Consider the following 17,033-nt stretch of genomic DNA (forward strand, 5'->3'; position numbering starts at 1 on the left):
CTCTGCCAATTGAGCTACAGGGGATCGCGCTCCCCCGACTGGACTCGAACCAGTAACCTGCCGGTTAACAGCCGGCTGCTCTGCCAATTGAGCTACAGGGGATTGCTGCGTGTGCACCGAACGGACCCGGTCCGGAAGACTCCGGGTGGGCGCTCGCTCGCTGCGAGACATACATTAGCGCAAGCAGGGGGGTGCTCCGCCAATCGGTATCCCCAGGGTCTCCAGGGAAGGATCGAGCCGTGCGGTACAAGCTGACGTTCGTCGCGGGACTTGCCCTCGGGTACGTGGTCGGGACGCGTGCCGGGCGTGAACGTTACGAGCAGTTGAAGAAGGCCGCGAAGGGGTTCTCCGAGAACCCCGCCGTGCGCAACGCCGCCGAGTCCGCCGCGCAGAGCGGGCGGCAGTTCGCGGGGAAGGCCGCGCACGTGGTGGGCGACCGGGTCGGTGACCGGCTGCCGCCCTCCGTGACCGACCGGGTGCACGCGCTGCGGGAACGCGGGCGCTCGAACGGACGGGTCCGCGGGGACGACGACTGGGGCACCAGCAACACCTGACCCCGGCGGACCGCCCCGCCGGGGTCCGGAGTGCGGCAGAATCATGTGTCATGGGGATAGTCGCCGGACTGGACAGCTCTGCGGAGTCCACACGCATCGTCGTCTGTGACACGGATACGGGTGCCGTGCTGCGGCAGGGGTACGCCCCCCACCCCGGCGAGCCGAAGGCCGCCGACGTCGACCCGCAGTCCTGGCTGCTCTCGCTCGGGGAGGCCGCCACCGGCGGGCTCCTGGAGGGTGTGGAGGCCATCGGTGTCTCCGCGCAGCAGCACGGGGTCGTTCCGCTCGACGCGCAGGGCGCCCTGGTGCGCCCCGCGCTGGTCGGCAACGACCGGCGGGCGCAGGTCGCCGCCGCGGAGCTCGTGGAGTCGCTGGGCGGGCGGGCGGCCTGGAGCGAGGCGGTCGGCTCCGTCCCGCGGGCCGGGCTGCCGGTCGCCAAGCTGCGCTGGCTCGCGCGTACCGAACCCGAGCAGGCCCGGCGGGTGGCCATGGTGCTCCAGCCGCACGACTGGCTGGTCTGGCAGCTCCTCGGCCGGCCCGTCCGCCGGACCACCGACCGGGGGGCGGCCTCCGGCACCGGCTACTGGTCCGCCCGCACCGGCGCGTACCGTCCCGACCTGGTCGAGCTGGCCCTCGGGCACCAGGCCATGCTGCCGGAGGTCCTCGGTCCGGCCGAGCCCGCCGGCACGACGCCCGAGGGGCTGCTGATCTCGGCCGGTACGGGCGAGACGATGGCCGCCGCCCTCGGTCTGGGGCTCGGCGCGGGGGACGCGGTCGTGTCGCTGGGCGCCTCCGGTTCCGTGATGGCCGTCCACCACGAGGCGCTCGCCGAGCCCGGCGGGGCCATCACCTCCTTCGCCGACGCCACCGGCATGCACCTGCCGGTCGTCTCCACCTCCAACGCGGTACGGGCCCTGCGCGGCACCGCCGAGATGCTCGGGCTCGACTCCCTGGAGGAGCTCTCCGCCCTCGCCCTGAAGTCGACGCCCGGCGCCTCCGGGCTTGTCCTGCTGCCCTATCTGGAGGGCGAGCGGACCCCGAACCTGCCGCACACCGCCGGGACGTTGAGCGGGCTGCGCCGGGAGTCGATGAAGCCCGAGCACCTGGCGCGGGCCGCGTTCGAGGGCATGCTGTGCGCGCTGGCCGACGCGATGGACGTGCTGCGGGGGCGCGGGGTCGAGGTCCGGCGGGTCTTCCTGCTGGGCGCGGCGGCGGCCCTCCCGGCGGTGCAGGCGCTGGCGCCCGCCCTGTTCGGCGCGCGGGTCGTCGTCCCCCAGCCGGCCGATTACGCGGCGCTGGGCGCGGCCCGGCAGGCGGCCTGGGCGCTCGGCGTGGCGCGCGGCACCCTCGCCCCGACCGCCCCGCCGGCCTGGCAGGGCGCCGCCGCCCAGGTCCTGGAGCCGGGCGACGACCTGCCGGTGGGCCAGTCGGTCCGGCAGCAGTACGTCGCCACCCGGGAGCAGATCCACCCCGGGGCCTTCGCCGGCTGAGCGGCGGCCGGCGCTCCCGTACCGGCGCTCAGGGCCCGGGGTCCGTACCCCTTGTTCCGCGCGGTCGGGGGCGCCCGGCACCGGCGAAGGAGTGACGCGGGGACGCGGCGCGGAAAACCGAGTCGTAACGGCCCGGGGGTGCGGGCGATAGTAGGAGCCGTGCTCATAAGACTTCTCCGAACCCACCTCCGGCCGCATCGAAAACCCATCGCCCTGCTCGTGCTGCTCCAGTTCCTGGCGACCTGCGCGAGCCTCTATCTGCCGACCCTGAACGCCGACATCATCGACAACGGTGTCGTGCACGGGGACACCGGTTACATCCTGCGGTTCGGGGCGCTGATGATCGGCGTCTCCGTCTTCCAGGTGCTCTGCAACATCGGGGCCGTCCACTTCGGCGCGCGGACCGCCTCCGCCCTCGGCCGGGACGTGCGCGCCGCCGTGTTCGACCGGGTGCAGTCCTTCTCGGCGCGTGAGGTGGGCCAGTTCGGCGCGCCCTCGCTGATCACCCGGACCACCAACGACGTGCAGCAGGTCCAGACGCTGGTCCTGATGGCGTTCACGCTCATGGTGACCGCGCCCATCATGTGCGTCGGCGGCATCGTGATGGCGCTCGGCCAGGACGTGCCGCTCTCCGGTGTGCTGCTCGCCGTGGTGCCGGTGCTGGGCGTCTCGGTCTCGCTGATCGTGCGCCGGATGCGGCCGCTGTTCCGGACCATGCAGGAGCGGCTCGACACGGTGAACCGGGTGCTGCGCGAGCAGATCACCGGCAACCGCGTCATCCGCGCCTTCGTGAAGGACGGGTACGAGCAGGAGCGCTTCCGGGGCGCCAACGCCGAGCTGACAGACGTGTCGATGGCGACCGGCCGGCTGATGGCGCTGATGTTCCCGACCGTGATGACGATCGTGAACGTCTCCAGCGTGGCCGTCGTCTGGTTCGGCGCGCACCGCATCGACAGCGGCGGGATGGAGATCGGCGCGCTGACCGCCTTCCTCGCCTATCTGATGCAGATCGTGATGGCGGTGATGATGGCCACCTTCATGTTCATGATGGTGCCGCGGGCCGAGGTGTGCGCCGAGCGCATCGAGGAGGTCCTGTCGACCTCCTCCAGCGTGGTGCCGCCGGCCGACCCGGTGCGGACGCTGGACCGGCGCGGGCACCTGGAGGTCAGGGGCGCCGGCTTCCGCTATCCGGGCGCGGAGGAGTCGGTTCTGAGGGACGTGGAGCTGGTGGCGCGGCCCGGGGAGACCACGGCGATCATCGGGTCGACGGGCAGCGGCAAGTCGACGCTGCTCGGTCTGGTGCCGCGGCTGTTCGACGCGACGGACGGCGAGGTGCTCGTCGACGGCGTGGACGTGCGGCGGCTCGACCCGCGGCTGATGGCGCGGACGGTGGGGCTCGTCCCGCAGAAGCCGTATCTCTTCTCGGGGACGGTGGCGACGAACCTGCGGTACGGGAAGCCGGACGCGACCGACGAGGAGCTGTGGCACGCGCTGGAGGTGGCCCAGGCCGCCGACTTCGTACGGAAGCTGGAGCACGGGCTGGACGCGCCGATCGCGCAGGGCGGCACGAACGTGTCCGGTGGGCAGCGGCAGCGGCTGGCGATCGCGCGGACGCTGGTGCAGAGGCCGGAGATCTACCTGTTCGACGACTCCTTCTCCGCCCTCGACTACGAGACGGACGCGCTGCTGCGGGCCGCGCTGGCCGAGGAGACGGCGGACGCGACCGTGGTGATCGTCGCCCAGCGGGTGTCGACCATCCGGGACGCGGACCGGATCGTGGTGCTGGACGAGGGCCGGGTCGTCGGCACCGGCCGGCACCACGAGCTGATGGCGGGGAACGAGACGTACCGGGAGATCGTGCTCTCCCAGCTGACCGAGGCGGAGGCAGCCTGATGGCCGGTCCTGGCGGACGCATGATGGCCGGGGGCGGCCCGGGTGAGCGGTCCATGGACTTCAAGGGCTCGGGGAAGCGGCTGCTGCGGCAGCTGGCTCCGGAGCGCGGGGCGCTGTGGATGATGGTGCTCACCTGTCTCCTGGCGGTGGTGGGCTCGGTGGTCGGGCCGAAGATCCTCGGCCGGGCGACCGACCTCGTCTTCGCCGGTGTCGTCGGACGGCAGATGCCGGAGGGGTCGACGAAGGCCGAGGCGATCGAGCGGCTGCGGGCCTCGGGTGACGGGGGGATGGCGGACATGCTGTCCGGCGTCGACTTCGTCCCGGGCCGGGGCATCGACTTCGGCGCGGTCGGCGGGGTGCTGCTGTGGGTCCTGGTGATCTACGTGGTGGCGGGCCTGCTGATGCTGGTCTCGACCCGTATGTCGATCCTGGTGATCAACCGGACGGTCTACCGGATGCGGGAGGACGTGCAGCGGAAGCTGGCGCGGCTGCCGCTGTCGTACTTCGACAAGGCGAAGCGCGGGGAGGTGCTGTCGCGGGCGACCAACGACATCGACAACATCTCGCAGACGCTCCAGCAGTCGATGGGCCAGCTGATCAACTCGCTGCTGACCATCGTCGGCGTGCTGGCGATGATGTTCTGGATCTCGCCGCTGCTGGCGCTGGTGGCGCTGGTGACGGTGCCCCTGTCGGTGGTGGTCGCGGCCCGGATCGGCAAGCGGTCGCAGCCGCACTTCGTGCAGCAGTGGAAGTCCACGGGCGCGCTGAACGCGCACGTGGAGGAGATGTACAGCGGGCACGCCCTGGTGAAGGTCTTCGGGCGGCAGGACGAGTCGGCGCGGGACTTCCGCGAGCAGAACGAGGCGCTGTACGAGGCCGGGTTCAAGGCGCAGTTCAACAGCGGCGTCATGCAGCCGGTGATGTTCTTCGTGTCGAACATCAACTATGTGCTGGTGGCCGTGGTCGGCGGGCTGCGGGTGGCGAGCGGCACGCTCTCCATCGGTGACGTGCAGGCCTTCATCCAGTACTCGCGCCAGTTCTCCATGCCGCTGACGCAGGTCGCGTCGATGGCGAACCTGCTGCAGTCGGGTGTGGCCTCGGCGGAGCGGGTCTTCGAGCTGCTCGACGCCGAGGAGCAGGAGCCGGACGCCCCGGCGGCCGAGCTGCCGGCCGGTCCGAAGGGCAAGGTGGCCCTGGAGCACGTGTCCTTCCGCTACGAGCCGGACAAGCCGCTGATCGAGGATTTGTCGCTCACGGTGGAGCCGGGGCAGACGGTCGCGATCGTCGGGCCGACCGGGGCGGGGAAGACGACCCTGGTGAACCTGCTGATGCGGTTCTACGAGGTGACGGGCGGCCGGATCACCCTCGACGGGGTGGACATCGCGGGCATGACGCGGGAGCAGCTGCGGGCCGGGATCGGCATGGTCCTGCAGGACACCTGGCTGTTCGGCGGGACGATCGCGGAGAACATCGCGTACGGCGCGACGCGCGAGGTGAGCCGGGCGGAGATCGAGGAGGCGGCGCGCGCCGCGCACGCCGACCGGTTCGTCCGTACGCTGCCCGACGGGTACGACACGGTCCTCGACGACGAGGGTTCGGGCGTCAGCGCGGGTGAGAAGCAGTTGATCACCATCGCGCGGGCGTTCCTGTCGGATCCGGTGATCCTGGTCCTGGACGAGGCGACGAGTTCGGTCGACACCCGGACCGAGGTGCTCATCCAGAAGGCGATGGCGCGCCTGGCCCACGGGCGGACCTCGTTCGTGATCGCGCACCGGCTCTCCACCATCCGGGACGCGGACGTGATCCTGGTGATGGAGAACGGCTCGATCGTCGAGCAGGGCACGCACGAGGAGCTGCTGGCGTCGGGCGGGGCCTATGCCCGGCTGTACGCGGCGCAGTTCGCGCAGGCGGTGGCCGAGGTCGACTGACCCTCCGCCGGCGGACCGGCCCCGGGGCGGCCCGTGCCGCGTGACACGCGGCACGGGCCTCTCGTTCCGGGGGCGCCGGGTTCGGCCGGGGCGTCGCTCAGGCTCAGTCGCTCCGGTTCAGTCGCTCCGGTTCAGTCGAGATAGCCGCGCAGCTGGTCCGCGTAGGTGTGGTCGCGGAGTTTGCCGAGGGTCTTGGACTCGATCTGGCGGATGCGTTCGCGGGTGACGCCGAAGATCTGGCCGATCTCCTCCAGGGTGCGGGGCCGGCCGTCGTCGAGGCCGTAGCGGAGCTGGACGACCTGCCGTTCGCGTTCGCCGAGGGTGGAGAGGACGTCCTCCAGGTGACGGCGGAGGAGCAGGAAGGCGGCGGACTCGACGGGTGAGGCGGCGTCGCCGTCCTCGATGAGGTCGCCGAGGGCGACGTCCTCCTCGCCGACGGGGGCGTGGAGGGAGACGGGTTCCTGGGCGAGGCGGAGCACCTCCCCGACCCGTTCCGGCGGGAGGCCGAGGTGGGCGGCGACCTCCTCGGGGGTGGGTTCGTAGCCGCGTTCCTGGAGCATGCGGCGCTGGACGCGGATGACCCGGTTGATGAGTTCGACGACGTGGACGGGGACGCGGATGGTCCGGGCCTGGTCGGCGAGGGCCCGGGACATCGCCTGGCGGATCCACCAGGTGGCGTAGGTGGAGAACTTGTAGCCGCGCGCGTAGTCGAACTTCTCGACGGCCCTGATGAGGCCGAGGTTTCCTTCCTGGACGAGGTCGAGCATGGTCAGGCCGCGGCCGACGTACCGTTTGGCGATGGAGACGACGAGGCGGAGGTTGGCCTCGATGAGCTTGCGTTTGGCGATCCGGCCGAGGACGACGATGCGGTCCAGGTCGTGGGCGAGCCGGGTGTCCAGGTCCGGGGTGCGGGCGAGTTTCTCCTCGGCGAAGAGGCCGGCCTCGATGCGGCGGGCGAGGTCGACCTCTTCCTCGGCGGTGAGGAGCGGGATGCGGCCGATCTCGCGCAGGTACTGGCGGAAGAGGTCGTTGGAGGGGCCGTTGCCGCCGGGTTCGGGCCGTCGGCGGGAGCGCTGGAGCGGGATCTCCGGTGCGGCGGCCAGGTCGGTGGGGGACGGCTCCTGGGGCACGGTCTGGGTCTGCACGGGGGGCGACCTCCGGGGTGGGTGATCGCTGCCGGTACGGGGGGTGGGCAGCGGGACGGCACCGTGACCCAGTGTGGGGTACGACACACCGCCGCCACGAGGGGCGTGCGGTGACTTTTTGAGACCGGTGGGTCACCGACCGTCAGAGGGCGGCGGCCCCGTTGTTGCGGAGGGACTGCCCGTACTGGGTGAGCACCCACAGCTCGTTCTGGACGGCGGCGACGCGGTCGGGGTCGCCGTGGGCGCCGAGGCGGGCGAGGGTGCCCTGGACGTCGCGGATGCGGCGGTCGACGGCGCGGAGGCGGACGGTGACGAGCTGGTCGCCGGCGTAGGCCTCGTCGACGGTCTTGGCGAAGATCGGTTCGACGGCGAGTTCGGTGACGAGGGCGCGGACGGTGTCGTCGGGGGCGGCCTCGCGGACGGCGGCGAGGTAGTCGGCGGGTGCGCCGGTGGCGCCGCCGGCGTCCTGGATGCACTGGCGGACGGCCGCGTAGGGCGGGGCGGTGAACTCGTCGATGCCGTAGGCGTCGAAGGCCGGGGAGACGAGCGCCGGGTACTGGAGGGCGAGCTTGAGGAGTTCCCGCTCGGTACGGTGCGCGGGGCTGCGCAGGTTGAGCGCGGGTCCGGCGGGCGCGGCGGGTGCCCGGACCGGGGCGGGTGCCTGCCGGTGGCGGGCGGGTTCCTGGCCGGGGCCCTTGCCGCCGCCCTGGCGCTGCCAGCGGGCGATCTGGGCGACGCGGCGGACGACGAACTGGGTGTCGAGGATGCCGAGCATGCCGGCGAGCTGGACGGCGACCTCGTGCTGGGAGGCGACGTTCTTGATGCGGGCGACGACGGGGGCGGCCTCGTCCAGTGCGGCGGCCCGGCCGGAGGGGATCTCCAGGTCGTAGCGGTTCACGATCTGGCGCAGCGCGAACTCGAAGAGGGGCGTGCGGGGCCGGACGAGTTCGGCGACGGCCTCGTCGCCCTTGGCGAGCCGCAGGTCGCAGGGGTCCATGCCGTCGGGGGCGATGGCGATGTAGGTTTCGGCGGCGAACTTCTGGTCGTCCTCGAAGGCGCGCAGGGCGGCCTTCTGGCCGGCGGCGTCGCCGTCGAAGGTGAAGATCACGCGGGCCGAGCCGTTGTCCATGAGGAGCCGGCGGAGGATCTTGATGTGGTCGCCGCCGAAGGCGGTGCCGCAGGTCGCGATGGCGGTGGTGACGCCGGCGAGGTGGCAGGCCATGACGTCGGTGTAGCCCTCGACGACGACCGCGCGGCTGGTCTTGGCGATCTCCTTCTTGGCGAGGTCGATGCCGTAGAGGACCTGCGACTTCTTGTAGATCGGGGTCTCGGGGGTGTTGAGGTACTTGGGCCCGTTGTCGTCCTCGCGGAGCTTGCGCGCGCCGAAGCCGACGACGTCGCCGCCGACGTCCTTGATGGGCCACATGAGCCGGCCGCGGAAGCGGTCGATGGGGCCGCGGCGGCCGTCCTGGGAGAGGCCGGAGAGGATCAGTTCCCGGTCGGAGAAGCCCTTGCCGCGCAGGTAGCGGGTGAGGTGGTCCCAGCCGGCCGGGGAGTAGCCGACGCCGAAGTGCTCGGCGGCGGCCTGGTCGAAGCCGCGCTCGGCGAGGAACGCGCGGCCGATCTCGGCCTCGGGCGAACCGAGTTGTTCGGCGTAGTAGCGGGCGGCGATGGTGTGGGCCTCGACCAGGCGGACGCGCTCGCCGCGCTGGTGGCCGGGGTTGTAGCCGCCCTCCTCGTACCGCAGGGTGATGCCCGCCTTGGCGGCGAGGCGCTCGACCGTCTCCGAGAAGGAGAGGTGGTCGATCTTCATCACGAAGGCGATGGTGTCGCCGCCTTCCTGGCAGCCGAAGCAGTGGAAGAGTCCCTTGCTGGGGCTGACCTGGAAGGAGGGCGACTTCTCGTCGTGGAAGGGGCAGAGGCCCTTGAGGTTTCCGCCACCGGCGCTGCGGAGCTGGAGGTACTCGGACACGACGGCGTCGATCGGGACCGCGTCCCGGACCGCCTTCACGTCGTCATCGTTGATCCTGCCTGCCACGCGTGAAGTCTACGGGGGGCGCGGGACTACTCGGCGAGGCTCTCCAGGGGTACGGAGGGGTCGGCGAGGGCCTCCTGGTCCACGGCCGCCCGGGAGCGGATGAGGCGCTGCACGGGGTCTGTGACGTCCCACACGTTCACGTTCATGCCGGCCAGCACGCGGCCCTGCTTCAGCCAGAAGGCGATGAACTCGCGCTTGCCGGTGTCGCCGCGGACGACGACCTGGTCGTACGAGCCGGGCGGCGCCCAGCCGGAGTACTCCATGCCGAGGTCGTACTGGTCGGTGAAGAAGTACGGCACGCGGTCGTAGGAGACGGTGTGCCCGAGCATGGCGCGGGCGGCGGCGGGGCCGCCGTTGAGGGCGTTGGCCCAGTGCTCGACGCGGAGCCGGGTGTGGAGGAGGGGGTGGTGGGCGGCGGCCACGTCACCGGCGGCGTAGATGTCGGGGTCGGAGGTGCGCAGCGACTCGTCGACGGCGATGCCGCCGCCGTCGGCGCGGTCGACCAGGGCGAGTCCGGAGTTCTCGGCGAGGGCGGTGCGGGGGGCGGCGCCGATCGCGGCGAGAACGGCGTGGGCGGGGTGCTCCTCGCCGTCGTCGGTGCGGACGGCGAGGACCATGCCGTCCTGGCCGACGATCTCGGTGAGCCGGGCGCCGAAGTGGAAGCGGACGCCGTGGCCGGTGTGGAGGTCGGCGAAGATCTGGCCGAGTTCGGGGCCGAGGACCCGGTGGAGCGGGGTGGGGTCGGATTCGACGACGGTGACCTCGGCGCCGTAGCCGCGGGCGGCGGCGGCGACCTCCAGGCCGATCCAGCCGGCGCCGGCGATCACGAGGTGGCCGTTGTCGCGGCCGAGGCCGGCGAGGACCTGGCGGAGGCGGTCGGCGTGGGCGAGCCGGCGCAGGTGGTGGACGCCGGCGAGTCCGGTGCCGGGGACGTCGAGGCGGCGCGGCTCGGAGCCGGTGGCCAGGAGCAGCTTGTCGTAGCGGATGACGGTGTTGTCGCCGAGACGGACGGTGTGTTCCTCGCGGTCGACGGCGGTGACGGGCTGCCCGAGGTGGAGCTCGATGTCGTGGGCGGCGTACCAGGCGGGGTCGTGGACGAAGGCGCTGTCGCGGTCCTTGGCGCCGGTGAGGTAGCCCTTGGAGAGGGGTGGGCGCTCGTAGGGGTGGTCGCGTTCGTCGCCGATGAGGATCACCCGGCCGTGGAATCCCTCCGCGCGCAAGGTCTCCGCCGCCTTGGCGCCGGCCAGGCCTCCTCCGACGATGACAAAGGTCTGATCTGCGTCGACCACGTCGATTCCTCCTCGTTGCGACCGCTTCCAACCTACGCCCCCGGGAGTTGTCCGGGCCGTACCGGCCGGGGGCGTGCCTGCGAGCGTCCCGCACGGGCGTGAGTGACGGAAGAGGGCGTCCCCCGCCCCTGTGCCGGGAGGAGCGGGGCGGCGTCGTCAGCCCCGGTGGGGGTGGAGGCGGGCGTGCAGGGCGCGGGCGGAGGCGTCGGTGAGGGAGGCGATCTGGTCGACGATGACCCGCTTGCGGGCCCGGTCGTCGGACGCGGCGTCGAAGAGGGACCTGAACTGCGGTTCGAGGCCGTCGGGGGCGCGGGCGACGAGGGCCTCGGCCAGTTCGGCGACGACGATCCGCTGGTCGGCGCGGAGGGCTTCCTGTTCGGCGCGCTGCATGACGTACCGGTCGGCGACGGCCTTGAGGACGGCGCACTCGTTGCGGGTGGCGCGGGGGACGACGAGTTCGGCGCCGTAGCGGGTGAGGCGGCCGGAGCCGTACGCCTGCCGGGTGGCGCCCTCGGCGGCGAGGCAGAAGCGGCCGATGAGCTGGCTGGTGGCGTCCTTGAGGCGGGCCTGGGCGACGGCGGAGCCGTCGTAGCCGTGCGGCCACCACTCCTGCTCGACGAGCCGGTCGAGCGCCTCGGCCAGCTCCTGCGGGTCGGTGTCCTCGGGTACGTAGCGGCCGAGGGCGACGGCGAAGATGTCGGCGCGCTCGGGCTCGGCGAGCAGCAGGTTGGGGTCGATGTGCCCGGCGTGCAGGCCGTCCTCGAAGTCGTGGACGGAGTAGGCGACGTCGTCGGACCAGTCCATGACCTGGGCCTCGAAGCACTTGCGGTCGGCGGGGGCACCGCGCCGGGCCCACTCGAAGACCGGCAGGTCGTCCTCGTACACGCCGAACTTGGGCGAGCCGGGGTCGGTGGGGTGGCCGCCCCGGGGCCAGGGGTACTTGGTGGCGGCGTCGAGGGCGGCCCGGGTGAGGTTGAGGCCGACGCTGACGGGTTCGCCGCCGGCGTCCTTGACGAAGCGCTTGGGCTCGATGCGGGTGAGGAGGCGGAGCGACTGGGCGTTGCCCTCGAAGCCGCCGCAGTCCTTGGCGACGTCGTTGAGGGCCTGCTCGCCGTTGTGTCCGAAGGGCGGGTGGCCCATGTCGTGCGAGAGGCAGGCGGCCTCCACCAGGTCGGGGTCGCAGCCGAGGGCGGCGCCGAGCTCCCGGCCGACCTGGGCGCACTCCAGGGAGTGGGTGAGCCGGGTGCGGGGGCTCGCGTCCCAGGCGTGGCCGCGGGTGCCGGGCGTGACGACCTGGGTCTTGCCGGCGAGCCTGCGCAGCGCGGCGGAGTGCAGGACGCGGGCGCGGTCGCGCTGGAAGGCGGTGCGGCCGGGCCGTTTGTCGGGCTCGGTGGCCCACCGCTCGGTGGCGGCCTGGTCGTAGCCGGGGGTGTCCTGGGCCGGGGGTTCCGTGATGCCTTCCATGGGTCGACGGTAACCGGAGGGGCCGACAGAAGCGCTCAGATGGCGGCGAGTTCTCGTACGGGGAGGGTGGGGCGGCCGGTGACGGCGCGGTCGTAGCGGTGCAGGACGAGCCGGGCGAGGGCGGGGTGGTCGCCCAGCGGCTCGGCGGCGATCCAGGGGGCGTGGGCGGCGCTGCGGGTGGCGAAGAGGCCGGGCGCGGTGAAGCAGGAGGCGACGGCGGTCCGGTGGCGGCCCCGGGCGGCGAGGGCGCGCAGGGCCTCGGGGACGGTGGGGGCGGCGGCGGAGGCGTACGCGGGGAGGACGGGCACGCCGCCGAGGCGCTCGCCGAGGAGGGCGGCGATCCGGCGGAGGGTGGTGGCGGAGCGGGGGTCGCGGGAGCCGGCGGAGGCGAGGACGACGCCGGTGGCGCGGGAGGCGGAGTCCGCGGCGGTCCACCCTGCCTGGGCGAGGCGGTCGGCGAGGGCCTCGACGAGCAGCGGGTGGGCGCCGAGGGGTTCGGCGGCGCGGGCGCGGAGGGTGGGCACGGCGGCGAGGGCGGCGGGCAGGTCGTGGGTGACGTGGTGGCCGGGGGCGAGGAGGAGGGGGACGAGGACGGCCTCCCGGCCCGCCGCGGCGAGCTCCGCGAGGACGTCGGGCAGGAGCGGGGAGTTCAGCTCGATGTGGGCGAGGCGTACGTCGAGCCCGGGCCGCAGCTCCCGTACCCGCCGCAGGAGCCGGGCGAGGGTGTCCCGGGCGCGCGGGTCGCGGCTGCCGTGGCCGACGGCAACGAGGACGGGGCGCCGGCCGGGGGCGTGCCACGGCGACTGGGCGGCCGGGGCGTGACCCGGGCCGGGGGCGGGCTCGCGGGGGGTGCGGGGAGCGTGGGGGCGGGGCATGGTGGGGACCTCCTCCTCGGGCCTCCGCGGCGGGGGGCCGTACGGACGCACCGCGCCGAGCTGGGTTCCGAGCTGGTCGGTGAACCGGCCGAGCAGCCCGGCGGCGGTGGCGAGCGTGCTGTCCGGCTCCGTCATGGACCGATCCTCGCGGCGGCACGTTGCCGCCCCGTTGCACCGCGGTCACGACTGCCGTTCCGGGACCGCACCCGCGTGTTTCGGCGGTCTCACACCCCCGCGCCCCGGGGCGTCAGGCGGCATCCAGCCAGATCCGCAGGGGGCCGAGCTCCGCGAAGCCGGCGGCCCGCGCGGCGGTGAGGTCGTCGCCGGACTCGTAGCCGACGACCGGCAGCGCGGGGTCGGCCAGGGCGAGGGCGCCGGCCCAGGCGTCGGCGGGGTCGGTGCCCTCCGTGGCGAAGAGGTTGGAGACGCCGGTGACGCGGGCGCGGGCGGTGAGGACGGCGCCGGCGACGACCCGGCCGTCCTCGGCGTGACCGGCGACGAGCGTGGTGTCCGGGTCGGCGAGGAGCGCGTCCGGGAAGAGGGCGGCCTCCGCCGCGTCACCGCCGCTCCACGCGGTGGCCCAGGCGGCGAGCTCCCGCGGGCTGCGGACGGGGCGCCAGCCGGCCGGGGCCGGCGTGCGGGGCGGGCCGGCGGGGCGGTGGATCCAGCTGGCCTCGAAGAGGAGCCGGAAGCCCTCGGGTCCCAGGTCGAGCCGGGCGTGGCTGTCCTTGACGGAGGCGCCGGGGGCGGTGCGGTCGATGCCGGTGAGGACGTCGGCGGCGGTGGCGTCCCCGGTGAGGGTGACGGCGTCCGGATAGTAGAGCGGGGTGCGCCGGGGGCTGGTCCAGGCGCGGGGCCCGAAGACGCCGGGGAGGCCGTGGGCGCGGCAGAGGGTGTGGCACCAGTCGGCGTTGTCGCGGACGGAGTGGTCGAGGAGGGCCGCGCGGGCGGCGTCGGTGATCACCCCCCGGATCGTACGGATGTCCGCTCGTACCCCTCCCCCCTTTTTTCATTCCGAATCACGGAATATCTTTTCCACTATGAGAATGTCCCTCGCGCCGCTCCCCCGCCGCGTGACCGCGGAGTTCGTCGGGACCGCGGCCCTCGTCGCCGTCGTCGTCGGCTCCGGTATCCGCGCCGACTCCCTCACTCAGGACACCGGTGTCCGGCTGCTCGCCAACGCCCTCGCCTCCGCCGCCGGCCTGGGCCTGCTGATCGCCCTCCTCGGCCCGCTGTCCGGCGGCCACTTCAACCCCGTGGTGACCCTCTCCGAATGGTGGTCGCGGCGGCCCGGGAACGGCGGGCGCGAGGCCCTCGCCTACATGGCGGCCCAGCTCGCGGGCGCGGTGTCCGGCGCCCTCCTCGCGGAGGCGATGTTCGGGCGGACGCCCGGTGTCCTGGCCACCGCGCCCCGGTCCGAACCCCACCTCCTGCTCGGGGAGGCCGTCGCGACCGCCGGACTCGTCCTCGTCGTCCAGGGCCTGCGCCACACCGGCCGCGCCTCCCTCGCCCCGGTCGCCGTCGCGGGCTACATCGGCGCGGCCATCTGGTTCACCTCCTCCGGTTCGTTCGCCAATCCGGCGGCCACCGTCGGCCGCTCGCTCACCGACTCCTTCACCGGCATCGCCCCCGCCTCCGTGCCCGCGTTCGCCGCCGCGCAGTTCCTGGGCATGGTGCTCGGCACGGGCCTGGCGGGTGTGCTCTACGGAACAGAACGGCGCTCGGCCGAACCGAACCCCGCCCCCGCGCGTCGGACGGGGTGACAGAACGGTCCCGATCCACGGAGGTTCCCCATGCCGGTACGGCTCGGCCGGTGGCTGCCCCGGCTCCCGCGCACCGTCCGGGGGCGCCGCCGCGCCGTCCGCGCGGTGATGCTCGGCGCCTGTCTCGCGCTCGCCCCCGTGACCTGGACGCACACGGCCGCCGCCGGGAAGCTCCGGACCACCGCCGACGTGCCCGCCCGGGACGTCGCCCTCGTCTTCGGCGCCGGACTGTGGAACGGCCGGCCCACCCCGTACCTGGCGCACCGGCTCGACACCGCCGCCGAGCTGTACCGGACCGGCAAGGTGCGGGTGCTCCTCGTCACCGGCGACAACAGCAGGACGGCGTACGACGAGCCCAGCGCCATGCGGGCCTACCTGACCGCGCGCGGGGTGCCGGACGCCCGCATCGTCAGCGACTACGCGGGCTTCGACACCTGGGACTCCTGCGTCCGGGCCCGCCGGGTCTTCGGGGTCGACCGGGCGGTCCTGGTCAGCCAGGACTTCCACGTCAAGCGGGCCGTGGCGCTGTGCGAACGGGCCGGAGTGGAGGCGTACGGGGTCGGGGCCGCCGAACCGCACGACGCCACCTGGTACCACGGCACCACGCGGGAGATGTTCGCGGCGGCCAAGGCGGCGCTCGACGCGGGGCTGCGCCCCGACCCGCGGTTCCTCGGGCCCGCGGAGAAGGGCGTCGCCGAGGCCCTGGCCTCCCCGGTCCCGCCGGACCGCGCCACGTCCTGACCACCCCCCGCCCGGCGGTCCGGGTCCCGCACCGGCGGTCCCGGCCCCGCCCGTCCGCGCGCCCCGACCTCACCCGGCCGGCCGGCCGCGGCGGAGGACGGAGCACCGCGCTTGTAATACGGCGCGCCGCCCCGCGTAACACGCGCGCCGCAGGATGACGCCATGTCCGAGGTCACCACCGTCCCCACGCACTGCCCCTACTGCGCCCTCCAGTGCGGCATGTCGCTCCGCCCGACCGGCGTTCCGGAGCTGCCCGCCGAGGTGGTCGACCGGACCGACTTCCCCGTCAACCGGGGCGCGCTGTGCGGCAAGGGCCGCAGCGCCCCCGCCGTACTCTCCTCCCGGGTCAGGCTCACCGAGCCCCTGGTCCGATGCCCTGACACGGGGGCCCTGCGGCCCGCGTCCTGGGAGGAGGCCCTCACCACCGTCGCCGACGGGCTGCGCCGGACCCGCGCCGACCACGGTCCCGATGCCGTGGGGGTCTTCGGCGGCGGCGGCCTCACCAACGAGAAGGCCTACGCGCTCGGCAAGTTCGCCCGGCTCGTCCTCGCCACCTCGCAGATCGACTACAACGGCCGCTTCTGCATGTCCTCGGCCGCCGCCGCGCACCAGCGGGCCTTCGGGCTGGACCGGGGACTGCCCTTCCCGCTGGAGGACATCCCGCGCACCGGCTGCGTGATCCTGGTCGGCTCCAACCTGGCCGAGACCATGCCGCCCGCCCTTCGCTACCTCACCGAGCTGAAGGAGAACGGCGGCCGGCTGATCGTCGTCGACCCGCGCCGCACCCGCACCGCCGAGCAGGCCGACCTCCACCTCGCGCCGCGCCCCGGCACCGATCTGGCGCTCGCGCTCGGCATGCTGCACCAGGTGGTGGCCGAGGGGCGGGTCGACGAGGAGTTCGTCACGGAGCGGACCACCGGCTGGGAGGCCGCCCGCGCCGGGGCGATGGCGCACTGGCCGGAACACGTCGAGCGGATCACCGGGGTCCCGGTGCCCCTGCTACGGGACGCGGTGCGGATGTTCTGCGAGGCGGAGAACGCCATGGTGCTCACCGCGCGCGGCCCCGAGCAGCAGTCCAAGGGGACCGACACCGTCGGCGCCTGGATCAACCTCTGTCTCGCCACCGGCCGGGCCGGCCGGCCGCTCAGCGGCTACGGCTGCCTCACCGGCCAGGGCAACGGCCAGGGCGGGCGCGAGCACGGCCAGAAGGCCGACCAGCTGCCCGGCTACCGCAAGCTGGACGACCCGGCCGCCCGCGCGCACGTCGCCGGGGTGTGGGGGGTGGCGCCCGAGACGCTGCCGGGGCCGGGGCGGAGTGCGTACGAACTCCTCGACGCGCTCGGCGGCGAGGTGAGGGCGCTGCTCCTGATGGGGTCGAACCCGGTGGTGTCGGCCCCGCGCGCCGCGCACGTGGAGGAGCGGATCCGGTCGCTGGACTTCCTCGCCGTCGCCGACGTGGTCCTCTCCGAGACCGCGGCGCTCGCCGACGTGGTCCTGCCGGTGACGCAGTGGGCGGAGGAGACCGGCACGATGACCAACCTGGAGGGCCGGGTGCTGCTGCGCCGCCGGGCGCTCACCCCGCCGCCGGGGGTCCGCACGGACCTGGAGGTGCTGCACGGGCTCGCCGCGCTGCTCGGCTGGGAGAAGGGCTTCCCGGCGGAGCCCGAGGAGGTCTTCGAGGAGCTGCGCCGCGCCTCGGCGGGCGGGCCCGCCGACTACGCGGGGATCGACTACGGGCGGATCGAGCGGGAACAGGGCGTCTTCTGGCCCTGTCCGGACCCGGATCACGCGGGGACGCCGCGTCTCTTCCTGGACCGGTTCGCGACCGACGACGGGCGGGCCCGGTTCGTGCC

The 17,033-nt window shown here is 73.8% G+C and carries 13 protein-coding genes and 1 tRNA gene; 7 read left to right on the forward strand and 7 right to left on the reverse strand.

Annotated features, from left to right (window positions below; all coding sequences use genetic code 11):
- Positions 1-29 precede the first annotated feature (29 nt).
- Positions 30-102 (reverse strand) — tRNA-Asn (locus tag RIF68_RS07420).
- A gap of 137 nt (positions 103-239) precedes the next feature.
- On the opposite strand from RIF68_RS07420, the gene RIF68_RS07425 reads away from it, so the two are divergent.
- The 4 genes from RIF68_RS07425 to RIF68_RS07440 all read left to right on the forward strand — a co-directional run bounded on the left by RIF68_RS07425 (position 240) and on the right by RIF68_RS07440 (position 5,865).
- Positions 240-554 (forward strand): YtxH domain-containing protein, encoded by a 315-nt coding sequence (locus RIF68_RS07425; protein WP_309050335.1) that lies wholly within the window; start codon positions 240-242, stop codon positions 552-554.
- Between the two features lie 50 nt (positions 555-604).
- Complete coding sequence (locus tag RIF68_RS07430) at positions 605-2,044, forward strand: FGGY family carbohydrate kinase (protein WP_309050336.1); 1,440 nt, start codon at positions 605-607, stop codon at positions 2,042-2,044.
- A 159-nt stretch (positions 2,045-2,203) separates the two neighbouring features.
- Complete coding sequence (locus RIF68_RS07435) at positions 2,204-3,937, forward strand: ABC transporter ATP-binding protein (protein ID WP_309050337.1); 1,734 nt, start codon at positions 2,204-2,206, stop codon at positions 3,935-3,937.
- Positions 3,937-5,865 carry an ABC transporter ATP-binding protein gene (locus tag RIF68_RS07440; protein ID WP_309050338.1) on the forward strand — a complete coding sequence of 643 codons (1,929 nt, stop codon included), beginning with the start codon at positions 3,937-3,939 and terminating at the stop codon, positions 5,863-5,865. Before RIF68_RS07435 ends, RIF68_RS07440 begins: the two co-directional genes overlap by 1 nt.
- A 131-nt stretch (positions 5,866-5,996) precedes the next feature.
- On the opposite strand, the gene RIF68_RS07445 is transcribed toward RIF68_RS07440, so the two are convergent.
- From RIF68_RS07445 to RIF68_RS07470, 6 genes are all read right to left on the reverse strand, one after another.
- Positions 5,997-6,968: an RNA polymerase sigma factor gene (locus RIF68_RS07445; protein ID WP_375165159.1), complete on the reverse strand. Its 972-nt coding sequence runs from the start codon at positions 6,966-6,968 to the stop codon at positions 5,997-5,999.
- A gap of 184 nt (positions 6,969-7,152) precedes the next feature.
- A complete protein-coding gene (gene dnaG / locus RIF68_RS07450; RefSeq protein WP_309050339.1) occupies positions 7,153-9,048 on the reverse strand; it encodes a DNA primase in 1,896 nt (631 codons plus the stop codon).
- Positions 9,049-9,074: 26 nt separating this feature from the next.
- Positions 9,075-10,337, reverse strand: a complete 1,263-nt coding sequence (locus tag RIF68_RS07455; protein WP_309050340.1) for an FAD-dependent oxidoreductase — start codon at positions 10,335-10,337, stop codon at positions 9,075-9,077.
- 156 nt (positions 10,338-10,493) lie between these two features.
- Positions 10,494-11,801 (reverse strand): deoxyguanosinetriphosphate triphosphohydrolase, encoded by a 1,308-nt coding sequence (locus tag RIF68_RS07460; protein WP_309050341.1) that lies wholly within the window; start codon positions 11,799-11,801, stop codon positions 10,494-10,496.
- A gap of 35 nt (positions 11,802-11,836) precedes the next feature.
- Positions 11,837-12,811, reverse strand: a complete 975-nt coding sequence (locus RIF68_RS07465) for a sirohydrochlorin chelatase (RefSeq protein ID WP_309050342.1) — start codon at positions 12,809-12,811, stop codon at positions 11,837-11,839.
- A 112-nt stretch (positions 12,812-12,923) separates the two neighbouring features.
- Positions 12,924-13,640: a hypothetical protein gene (locus RIF68_RS07470; protein ID WP_309050343.1), complete on the reverse strand. Its 717-nt coding sequence runs from the start codon at positions 13,638-13,640 to the stop codon at positions 12,924-12,926.
- A 76-nt stretch (positions 13,641-13,716) separates the two neighbouring features.
- Here RIF68_RS07470 and RIF68_RS07475 point away from each other — a divergent pair, with 76 nt between their 5' ends.
- The 3 genes from RIF68_RS07475 to RIF68_RS07485 form a co-directional block, all read left to right on the forward strand.
- Complete coding sequence (locus RIF68_RS07475) at positions 13,717-14,439, forward strand: aquaporin (protein ID WP_309050344.1); 723 nt, start codon at positions 13,717-13,719, stop codon at positions 14,437-14,439.
- A 30-nt stretch (positions 14,440-14,469) separates the two neighbouring features.
- A complete protein-coding gene (locus tag RIF68_RS07480) occupies positions 14,470-15,180 on the forward strand; it encodes an ElyC/SanA/YdcF family protein (RefSeq protein ID WP_309050345.1) in 711 nt (236 codons plus the stop codon).
- 162 nt (positions 15,181-15,342) lie between these two features.
- The coding region (locus RIF68_RS07485) for a molybdopterin-dependent oxidoreductase (RefSeq protein ID WP_309050346.1) at positions 15,343-17,033 on the forward strand (1,691 nt) is incomplete at its 3' end.

It is taken from the genome of Streptomyces sp., assembly GCF_031178505.1.
GTDB classification, from domain to species: Bacteria; Actinomycetota; Actinomycetes; order Streptomycetales; family Streptomycetaceae; genus Streptomyces; species Streptomyces gulbargensis.

Excerpts from the sequence above, each read along its gene's own strand:
- RIF68_RS07430 (WP_309050336.1), top strand. The coding sequence starts at position 605 with ATGGGGATAGTCGCCGGACTGGACAGCTCTGCGGAGTCCACACGCATC.
- RIF68_RS07440 (WP_309050338.1), top strand. The coding sequence starts at position 3,937 with ATGGCCGGTCCTGGCGGACGCATGATGGCCGGGGGCGGCCCGGGTGAG.
- RIF68_RS07460 (WP_309050341.1), bottom strand. The coding sequence starts at position 11,801 with ATGGAAGGCATCACGGAACCCCCGGCCCAGGACACCCCCGGCTACGAC.
- RIF68_RS07465 (WP_309050342.1), bottom strand. The coding sequence starts at position 12,811 with ATGACGGAGCCGGACAGCACGCTCGCCACCGCCGCCGGGCTGCTCGGC.
- RIF68_RS07475 (WP_309050344.1), top strand. The coding sequence starts at position 13,717 with ATGAGAATGTCCCTCGCGCCGCTCCCCCGCCGCGTGACCGCGGAGTTC.
- RIF68_RS07480 (WP_309050345.1), top strand. The coding sequence starts at position 14,470 with ATGCCGGTACGGCTCGGCCGGTGGCTGCCCCGGCTCCCGCGCACCGTC.